This window comes from Alkalihalobacterium sp. APHAB7 (genome assembly GCF_048323755.1).
GTDB lineage: Bacteria > Bacillota > Bacilli > Bacillales > Bacillaceae_F > Alkalihalobacterium.
The window spans coordinates 42,044-49,008 of the sequence record NZ_JBLWFS010000029.1; the positions used below are offsets into that span (position 1 = coordinate 42,044).

5 protein-coding genes, 10 tRNA genes and 2 rRNA genes are annotated in these 6,965 nt (G+C 39.8%); all 17 read right to left on the reverse strand.

Annotated features, from left to right (window positions below; genetic code table 11):
- Positions 1–200: 200 nt before the first annotated feature.
- Positions 201–1,547 (reverse strand): phosphoglucosamine mutase, encoded by a 1,347-nt coding sequence (gene glmM / locus ACNSTQ_RS19910; RefSeq protein WP_418201515.1) that lies wholly within the window; start codon positions 1,545–1,547, stop codon positions 201–203.
- Between the two features lie 26 nt (positions 1,548–1,573).
- Positions 1,574–2,824: a YbbR-like domain-containing protein gene (locus ACNSTQ_RS19915; protein WP_418201516.1), complete on the reverse strand. Its 1,251-nt coding sequence runs from the start codon at positions 2,822–2,824 to the stop codon at positions 1,574–1,576.
- On the reverse strand, positions 2,817–3,641 hold the full coding sequence (gene cdaA / locus ACNSTQ_RS19920; RefSeq protein WP_418201517.1) for a diadenylate cyclase CdaA: 825 nt from the start codon (positions 3,639–3,641) through the stop codon (positions 2,817–2,819). Before cdaA ends, ACNSTQ_RS19915 begins: the two co-directional genes overlap by 8 nt.
- Positions 3,642–3,768: 127 nt before the next feature.
- Complete coding sequence (locus ACNSTQ_RS19925) at positions 3,769–4,410, reverse strand: anti-sigma factor family protein (RefSeq protein WP_418201518.1); 642 nt, start codon at positions 4,408–4,410, stop codon at positions 3,769–3,771.
- A gap of 13 nt (positions 4,411–4,423) precedes the next feature.
- Positions 4,424–4,987 (reverse strand): RNA polymerase sigma factor SigW, encoded by a 564-nt coding sequence (sigW, locus tag ACNSTQ_RS19930; protein WP_418201519.1) that lies wholly within the window; start codon positions 4,985–4,987, stop codon positions 4,424–4,426.
- 197 nt (positions 4,988–5,184) lie between these two features.
- Positions 5,185–5,260, reverse strand: a tRNA-Ala gene (locus ACNSTQ_RS19935).
- 4 nt (positions 5,261–5,264) lie between these two features.
- Positions 5,265–5,338 (reverse strand) — tRNA-Gly (locus tag ACNSTQ_RS19940).
- A gap of 26 nt (positions 5,339–5,364) precedes the next feature.
- Positions 5,365–5,440: transfer RNA gene (locus ACNSTQ_RS19945), tRNA-Lys, on the reverse strand.
- A 3-nt stretch (positions 5,441–5,443) separates the two neighbouring features.
- Positions 5,444–5,518 (reverse strand) — tRNA-Gln (locus ACNSTQ_RS19950).
- 11 nt (positions 5,519–5,529) lie between these two features.
- Positions 5,530–5,614 (reverse strand) — tRNA-Tyr (locus ACNSTQ_RS19955).
- A gap of 23 nt (positions 5,615–5,637) precedes the next feature.
- Positions 5,638–5,713: transfer RNA gene (locus tag ACNSTQ_RS19960), tRNA-Thr, on the reverse strand.
- Between the two features lie 4 nt (positions 5,714–5,717).
- Positions 5,718–5,793, reverse strand: a tRNA-Val gene (locus ACNSTQ_RS19965).
- A 129-nt stretch (positions 5,794–5,922) separates the two neighbouring features.
- A tRNA-Glu gene (locus ACNSTQ_RS19970) sits at positions 5,923–5,997 on the reverse strand.
- A gap of 248 nt (positions 5,998–6,245) precedes the next feature.
- Positions 6,246–6,322: transfer RNA gene (locus tag ACNSTQ_RS19975), tRNA-Thr, on the reverse strand.
- A 4-nt stretch (positions 6,323–6,326) separates the two neighbouring features.
- Positions 6,327–6,402 (reverse strand) — tRNA-Asn (locus ACNSTQ_RS19980).
- 18 nt (positions 6,403–6,420) lie between these two features.
- Positions 6,421–6,536 (reverse strand): 5S ribosomal RNA (gene rrf / locus ACNSTQ_RS19985).
- A 305-nt stretch (positions 6,537–6,841) separates the two neighbouring features.
- Positions 6,842–6,965: ribosomal RNA gene (locus ACNSTQ_RS19990) — 23S ribosomal RNA — on the reverse strand; the annotation flags it as partial.

Sequence of the window (6,965 nt, forward strand, 5' to 3'; positions counted from 1 at the left end):
AAAATTAGTTGTCTGACCTCCTGTCTTTTTCAAAGTCAAAGATAATAATACAATATGACATTGAAAGTGGTCAATCTATTTCCTAAATCAAATGTAAAGATGTTAAATATTTACACAAGAATTCCACCGATTCTTTATCCATTTTCAAGTCATGTAGTATTAAAAATATGCAAAAGCGGCACGTCTTGTGCCGCTTTCTCTTATTCTGATAATCCCATTTCTGCTCGAACTACATCCGCAATTTCATTTACAAAATGTTCACAAAGCTCCTCGGTTTTAGCTTCAACCATTACTCGCACTAACGGCTCTGTTCCTGATGGACGAACCAGTACTCGCCCATGACCAGCCATTTCTTCTTCAACTTTCGCAATCACTTGAGAAACTTTTTCATTTTGTTGAACAGCATCTTTATCTGTTACTCGAATATTAACAAGTACTTGTGGGTATTTTTTCATTTCTCCTGCAAGCTGAGATAACGGTTTACCCGTTGCTTTAACGATATTAACTAATTGCAGGGCAGATAGCATACCATCTCCAGTTGTAATATGGTCAAGGAATATAATATGACCGGACTGTTCGCCCCCAAGGTTATAACCGCCTTTTCTCATCTCTTCCATAACATAGCGGTCACCTACACCGGTTTGTTTTGTTTCAACACCAATTTCCTCAATACCTTTATAGAACCCTAAGTTACTCATAACTGTTGATACGACTGTATTATGTTTCAACCAGCCTTGCTCTTTCATATACTTTGCACATATAAACATAATTTGATCGCCATCTACAATATTTCCTTTTTCATCAACAGCAATTAAACGATCTGCATCCCCATCAAATGCTAAACCAAGATGCGCACCCTTATCAACAACTAAAGACGCGAGTGCTTCTGGATGTGTTGAGCCTACGCCAGCATTAATATTAATACCGTTTGGGGAAGTACCCATGGTGTAAATGTCAGCTTCTAAATCAGCAAATAGATGCGGTGCTAGAGATGATGCAGCGCCGTGGGCACAATCCAAAGCTACTCTTAAACCTGCGAAATCCTCTTGCACTGTTTGCTTTAAAAACTGAAGATATTTTTGGCCGCCTTCAAAGTAATCATTGACCTGGCCTAATTCTGAACCTACTGGTCGAGGTAACGTATCTTCTTGATCTAGGAGTGTTTCGATTTCCTGTTCTTGAGTATCTAATAATTTAAATCCATCTGGTCCAAAAAACTTAATCCCATTATCTGCGACTGGATTATGAGAGGCTGAAATCATAATTCCCGCTTGGGCACTCAAAGCTTTTGTTAAAAATGCAACCCCTGGCGTTGAAATAACGCCTAGACGCATAACCTCTGCACCGATAGAAAGTAATCCAGCCACGAGTGCACCTTCCAGCATTTCACCGGAAATTCGCGTGTCGCGCCCAATTAGTACTTTCGGTTTCTGTGTATTTTTAGTTAATATATACCCACCAATACGACCTAATTTGAATGCTAACTCTGGTGTTAATTCCGTATTGGCTACACCACGCACTCCATCAGTTCCAAAATATTTACCCATCAATAATCTCTCCTTCAATAAATCCCTTATTGATCTTCTTGTTCATTTTCCTCGACTATGATTAACGCTTTTTCAGTTGCTGTTAAAAATAACAAGTTTTGTGGTCCGACTACTTGTAAATCGACTTCATGTTCTCCTGGAGAAAGTTGATTTATATCAACAAATACTTGTATATCTCCTCTACTTACTTTATCTAAAAGGACACGCGAGCCTTTTAGAATCACATCAGTAACTTGATTTTCAGGAGTAATAACTTCAGCTGTATATCCTTCAGCCATCCCAGTAATCTCGATTGGTATTTCTTCTAAGATTAATGTTTCTTCTATGCTTAATTCAATGGTTACATTAATGATCTCAGGATCTACCTTCTCTACTCCTCGGGGCTTTGGCACATTTAATTGAATAGTTTGGCTTTGTGTAATCTCACTTAAGTCTAAATTAATCCCTTCAATTAAGGAAATGTTGTTTAGAACATCTTGTGGTCCGAAAATTGTAACGACTTTTGGATCTACAGTCAACGAATTTATACTTAAACCTTCAGGAAGTTCCCCTTGTTTAGATACCTTTATCGGAACTTCTTTAAAGGGACTTGTAATCGGAATGCGAACATCAACAACAGAAGGTTCAACATCAAGATGTAGTTCATTCCCAAAGTGATCATAAAGCTTTACAGGGCCACTTTTTTCAAACGTTTCATCTGCCCCTTTTACATCAATATATACTTTAGCAATAGCAACTTGGTCAATAAACTCTTCAGCTGCAGTAACTTCAACGTTAACTGGTGTTACAATTGGTGTGCCAATGGAGTACCCTTCTTCCACTTCGTCTCTATTCACTAATTCGACTTCTACTGGTAAGGAGACGGTTTTCTTTTCTTGTAGTACAACCCGTACAAACTTCGGAACGATTGAAACCGTAACATCATTTGGAAAACCTCGATGTTCAACGCTAACATTATGCACACCGGCCTCTAAGTCGGTTAAATCAACAAACACCTCATACGAAGGTCGAGTAAACTGAAAAAGTGTAATTGAACTTTGTGGTCCTTTTAAATTGACTTGAACACTTTCTGCCATCTCAGTCACCGCAAATCGTTCTGTATCATAAATAGCTGTAACGTCAACTTCCTCAAGTGTGTATGTACCAGGACTAACAGGAGGCAAGACCCCTGCTGGTTGATTGTAAATATTATCGTAATTGACCATCATAAAAAGCATTAGGGCGATGAAGAATGATATTATTTTTACAAACCAAGGACTATTTATAAACTTATCCATTTTTCTTACCTCCCCATTGCCAGCGAGAGGCCGAAGTTGATTTCGTTTCAATAATTAATTCTTTTTCTAATAGGTGTCGTAACTGTTCTTCATTTAAATCTCGGTGCAATTCTCCATTTTTCGTTAGAGACACATTCCCCGTTTCTTCTGATACCACAATCGTGATACTATCTGTAACTTCACTAATTCCAAGTGCCGCGCGATGTCGTGTACCTAATTCCTTTGATATAAATGGATTTTCAGATAAAGGTAGATAACACCCTGCAGCTAAAATCGCATTTTCTTTAATAATTACTGCGCCATCATGTAAAGGAGTGTTAGGGATGAATACATTAATTAATAACTCTGAAGTCAATTTAGCATGCATGCCAATTCCAGTTTCCACATAGTCGTTCATTCCCGTTTCTCTTTCGACTGAGATCAGAGCACCGATACGACGCTTAGCCATATAACTTGCAGCTTTTAAAATAGCTTCAATTGACTTTGTGGCTAACTCTTCTTGTGGAGCATTCGTTCTTGAAAAAAATCGTCCTCTCCCTAACTGCTCTAGTGCTCTTCTCAATTCCGGCTGGAATATAATAATAATGGCTAGCAAACCGTAAGTCACCGTTTGTGTCATCAGCCAATGAAGCGTATGTAAGCCGAGAATATTACTTAGGAACCAAACAGCCAAGATCACTGTGATTCCCTTTAATAACTGAACAGCTCTCGTCCCTCGAATAACCATAATAAGCTTATAAATAACATAGGTGACCAATAATATATCAACGATACTGCCTAAATGTCTAAGAAATTGAATTTCACCGTCAGGAAACATGCTTGTATCCTCCAAACATTAGTAAAACGTAACTATGCTATATAAGTAGCCTTTTCATTATATCACAAAGAAATACCTTTCAAATTTATAGTTTTATATTAAAACTATAACACTTTCTATAAATTCCTTAGTTCTCTGTTTCTCCATCAAAAACATTAATTACTTCTAACAAAAACTCTTTTATATGATACCAAGTCCAATCTAACACTTGATTAATTTCCTTGATTTCCCCACTTACAGAACCAGCAGACGCTAAATATTGTTCACTATTAATAAGCAATATACTGCCATTTACCTCACCTGCTACTTCAAGCTTTCCATTACGAATCGTTAAGTCGCCTTCAACCACTTCACCTTCTGGTACAACGACTGTCCCGGTTTCTTTGTCAATTTGAAAATTCCCGGCACCAGAAACCATGAGTTGTCCTTCTTGAAGATTCCAAATAGAAACAATACTCGACGACATAAAGACTAAGAATAGAGCAGCCGCCACTAAAAAAGGGTGCCGTCTGATCCATCTCTTCCAAACCCGTGATGTCGCCTTTTTATTTTCTGGTAAATGCTTTAAAACATTAGCTGTAAAATCATTCGGTGCAGAAATATGTGAAGAACTCTGGACAAATGCAATGGTACGTTTTAGTTCATTATAATGTTCATTACAAACTTCACACTTGTTTATATGTTCATATAGTTCAGCTCGTTCTTTTTCAGAAGCTTCACCATCGAAGTACTTATGCATTAAAAGTACATATTGGCGCTCACAAGCCATCCTAAATCCCCCTTTATTTATTTCGCATTCTCTTTCTTAATGCTTCTCTCCCTCTATGTATACGTGTCTTTACCGTTGAAACAGGTAAATCTAAGATGTCACTAATTTCTTTTAGGGAAAGGTCTTCGATGTATTTGAGTATGATCGCCGAACGATACTTCGGAGGAAGGTGATTAATCTCATCCTGAATCCACTCTTGCATTTCTATCGTTACCACTTGCTCCTCTGGTAGATCTTGATCTGCAGCAATTTGTGATTGGACCGTTAATCCCTCACTACCAGAAATAGGATCACTTAAAAAATAGTCTGGTTTTTTCTTTCGTAAACGGTCAATTGAAAGATTGGTCGTAATTCTAAAGAGCCATGTCGAGAATTTTCGCGATGAGTCATAGCTTTCAATATTCGTGTATGCACGTAGAAAAGCTTCTTGTGCGATATCTTGTGCTTCATGCACGTTCCCTACCATTCGATAGGAAAGTTGATATACTCTATCTTTAAATAATTCTACTAATTCTCCAAATGCCTGTTGATCCCCTTTTTTAACTTCTTTGATTAGTTGTTGTATAATTCTATCCATTTCTATTCCCTCCGCTTAGAGTGCGGTTAGTTTATTTACGAACCACATAAGAAAAAGTTTCACGTTATTAAAACTTTTTCTTAAAATATACTACCTATTTTACCATTTTTATTTGGGAATAGAAGGAAATATAGAATAATAGTTTATTAAAAACAAAAAATCCTTAGATATGATATCTAAGGTTACAGTTATAGCTTTGGTGGAGCCTAGCGGGATCGAACCGCTGACCTCCTGCGTGCAAGGCAGGCGCTCTCCCAGCTGAGCTAAGGCCCCATATTGGAGCGGGTGATGAGAATCGAACTCACGACATCAGCTTGGAAGGCTGAGGTTTTACCATTAAACTACACCCGCAGGTTATTCACTTTACTTCTGCAAAATGGTGAGCCATGAAGGACTCGAACCTTCGACCCTCTGATTAAAAGTCAGATGCTCTACCAACTGAGCTAATGGCTCGAATGGCTGGGCTAGCAGGATTCGAACCTGCGCATGGCGGAGTCAAAGTCCGGTGCCTTACCGCTTGGCTATAGCCCATCCTAATCAAATGGTGGAGGGGGACGGATTCGAACCGCCGAACCCTCAGGGAGCGGATTTACAGTCCGCCGCGTTTAGCCACTTCGCTACCCCTCCAGCTAAACTTATAAGGTTGTAAATGGTGCCGGCGAGAGGACTTGAACCCCCAACCTACTGATTACAAGTCAGTTGCTCTACCAATTGAGCTACACCGGCATAATGGTGGAGGATGACGGGCTCGAACCGCCGACCCCCTGCTTGTAAGGCAGGTGCTCTCCCAGCTGAGCTAATCCTCCATTAAGATTTTGATAAGCTACGAATTTCTTCGTCAGTTTTGCCCTTCCGGTACTCACGTATTTAGATACGATCCGTTCCCTCAGGACTTCACTTCCTCGACCTTCTTGCTTCTAAAAACCTTTTAAAATTGGTGACCCGTACGGGATTCGAACCCGTGTTACCGCCGTGAAAGGGCGGTGTCTTAACCGCTTGACCAACGGGCCATAAATGACTCATTCATACTGACAAAAAGTATTATAACAAAATCATTCTATTATATGCAACCCTTTTTTTATACTTTTTCATATTTGCCACAAGTAATTTTTCCCGTAATAAAACCAAGGTCTAACCAAAGAAGTGCATTCATACTTGGAACTAAATAAATCTCTCGAATTCCATACTACATTGCAAACTGTTACATAACAAAAAACTTTCCATTTCGGAAAGTTACCATCTTACTAGATATGTACGCTGGAGCTTCCAAGCGGACTCGAACCGCTGACCCCTTCCTTACCATGGAAGTGCTCTACCGAACTGAGCTATGGAAGCAAAGTGGCTCCACAGGCAGGACTCGAACCTGCGACCGATCGGTTAACAGCCGATTGCTCTACCAACTGAGCTACTGTGGAACGAGGAATAAAAAAAAGGCCTAGCGACGTCCTACTCTCACAGGGGGAAGCCCCCAACTACCATCGGCGCTGAAGAGCTTAACTTCCGTGTTCGGCATGGGAACGGGTGTGACCTCTTCGCTATCGCCACTAGACTTTACGAATTTTGATAAGCTTAGAATTTCTTCGTCAGTTTTGCCCTTCCGGTACTCACGTATTTAGATACGATCCGTTCCTCAGGACTTCACTTCCTTGAACTTCTTGCTTCTGAAAATCCTTATTTAGTTGAGAGTGGTTCTCTCAAAACTGGATAATGGCTAGATGAATTCAACGCTTTATTATTGTCTAGCTTCAATGCCTAGATTTTTGGGTCGTTTCACTTCTTCAGTTGAAGTTACCACTTCGCCTTCTGAAGCGCAAGCGCCTGCAAATCTGAACAAGGCATTTCCGCCTTTCATATTTGGATAAGTCCTCGACCGATTAGTATCTCTCAGCTCCACGTGTCGCCACGCTTCCACCCGAGACCTATCAACCTCATCATCTCTAAGGGGTCTTACTTACTTAACGTAATGGGAAATCTCATC